A 2210-nucleotide genomic window follows, 5' to 3' on the forward strand; every position below is an offset into this window, starting at 1 on the left:
CTATACAATCTTTACAAATTATTTTATTAATTAAATCCATATATAATCTCCTTTATTAAACTTATATTCATTATTTTAATAAAATTTTCTACTATCTATTTAAACTAAAAACAAACCTTATTACTTATGATAAGGCTCTCCATTATTTATTCTATAACTTCTGTAAATCTGTTCCAACAAAATCAATCTCATCAATTGATGCGGAAATGTCATCTTAGAAAAAGACAACTTATAATCAGCTCTACTTAAAACCTCATCAGAAAGTCCTAAGGATCCTCCTATTACAAATGATATATTGCTAATACCCTTTATACCTAGCTTGTTGATAGTATCAGCTAATTCTTCAGAAGACAAGCTCTTACCGTCAATTGCAAGTGCTATAACATAGCTAGTATCCTTGATCTTAGCTAGTATCTTCCTTCCTTCTTTATCCTTTATCATTTCCATTTCTTTATCGCTTAGATTCTCTGGAGCCTTTTCATCATCCAGCTCTATTATATCCAGCTTACAGTATTTAGATAATCTCTTTTTAAATTCATCTATTCCTAATTTCAAATATTTTTCCTTAATTTTTCCGACACATACTATATTTATTCTCATATAATTCCTTCCACTTAAAAAGCAGTACTTCCTCCTATATTTTTTTAATATTAAAATCCTCTATGATTATATTATACCTAATTTGATTTGTATATATTTTTAAACGGAGCTATTTATTAAAATAATCAGAAAGAAATAAAAATTCACATAAGTTATCCACATATCCACAGTGGATAACTAAAAAAACGGTGGATAACTATATTTTATTCGAATAATACATAAATTTAATATGCAACTAACATATAAAAATTTACCTCTTACACCTCTAAAGTTGCCACTTACCTGTATCTTATTTACAAAGAATCTTCATTCCATATAATTAATAATATGGGGAGTGAAGATATGAAAATACGAATCGAAGTAGATAAAGAAATACAAGAAGATGAGGTAATCATCAGATGTAAACAATTAAACGATGATGTGTCTAATATTCAAAAAGCTCTTACTGATATATTATCTAAAAAAGCTCAAATAATATTTTACAAAAATAATTCGGAATACTATATTCCTCTATCAGAAATATTATTTTTCGAAACAGAGGAATCAAGTATAAGTGCCCACACGATAGATAACATATATCAAGTAAAATACAAACTTTAAAATAAACATATAGGAACTACAGAAAATACCTTAGTATTAGTCGGAAACCTTAGTTTTGCTGGTGTAGATATAATTTATATTTAAAACTCTTCTATCCCAAATATAATATCCCTTCATATACGATAACTAAAATGTTACTGTATACGAAGGGATTATTAATTTATAATAAATCAATTAAAGCTTCCACATCTTCCTTAGATGTAGCCCAGCTTGTAGCAAATCTCACTACTGTATGAGTATCATCGTATTTTTCCCAAAAGCTGAATCTAACATTCTTAGCTATCTCTTCCATTTGACTATTTTCCAATATAATAAATTGTTGGTTTGTTGGTGAATCCAAATAGAATCTATATCCCTTTTCAGCTAATCCCTTTTTCAAAAGCTCAGCCATTTCAATAGCATTTTTGCTTATTTCAAAATAAAGGTCATCTGTAAATAATGCATCAAATTGAACTCCTAGTAATCTTCCCTTTGCAAGTAATGCGCCATGTTGTTTTACTTGAGTTGTAAAATGCTTAGGCATATTGTTTTTTGTGAATACTACAGCTTCACCACATAATGCGCCAACTTTTGTTCCTCCTATATAGAATATATCACAGTATTTTGCTACAGTAGGTAAATCAACATCTGTATCCTTTGCCATTACCCCATATCCTAGTCTAGCACCATCTAGATATAATGGTATTTCGTATTGGTTACATACCTTTGAAATTTTTTCTAATTCATCCTTTGTGTATAAAGTTCCGTATTCTGTTGGATGAGAAATGTAAACCATTCCTGGGAATACCATGTGTTCGTGGTTTCCATCGTTGTAAAATGTTTCTAAGTAATCTTTTAACTCACCTGCATCCATTTTTCCATCGTGTGCTGGAACAGTTAAAACCTTGTGACCTGTATATTCAATAGCACCTGCTTCGTGTACACCTACATGTCCTGTTTCAACAGCTACTACACCTTCATATGGATTTAAAGTTGTATCGATTATTAATTGGTTAGTTTGTGTTCCTCCT

General features: G+C 29.6%; 3 protein-coding genes. 1 reads left to right on the plus strand and 2 read right to left on the minus strand.

The genetic code is table 11. From position 1 onward, the window contains the following. Window positions 1-120: 120 nt before the first annotated feature. Window positions 121-600, minus strand: coding sequence for a 23S rRNA (pseudouridine(1915)-N(3))-methyltransferase RlmH (gene rlmH / locus MR593_RS09665; protein ID WP_290692303.1), 480 nt, complete (start codon window positions 598-600; stop codon window positions 121-123). Window positions 601-942: 342 nt separating this feature from the next. Here rlmH and MR593_RS09670 point away from each other — a divergent pair, with 342 nt between their 5' ends. Beyond that, window positions 943-1200 carry a hypothetical protein gene (locus MR593_RS09670; protein ID WP_290692305.1) on the plus strand — a complete coding sequence of 86 codons (258 nt, stop codon included), beginning with the start codon at window positions 943-945 and terminating at the stop codon, window positions 1198-1200. A gap of 160 nt (window positions 1201-1360) precedes the next feature. On the opposite strand, the gene MR593_RS09675 is transcribed toward MR593_RS09670, so the two are convergent. Further along, a partial coding sequence (locus MR593_RS09675; protein WP_290692307.1) for a threonine aldolase family protein occupies window positions 1361-2210 on the minus strand: 850 nt, incomplete at its 5' end.

This window comes from Intestinibacter sp. (genome assembly GCF_022780145.1).
GTDB lineage: Bacteria > Bacillota > Clostridia > Peptostreptococcales > Peptostreptococcaceae > Intestinibacter.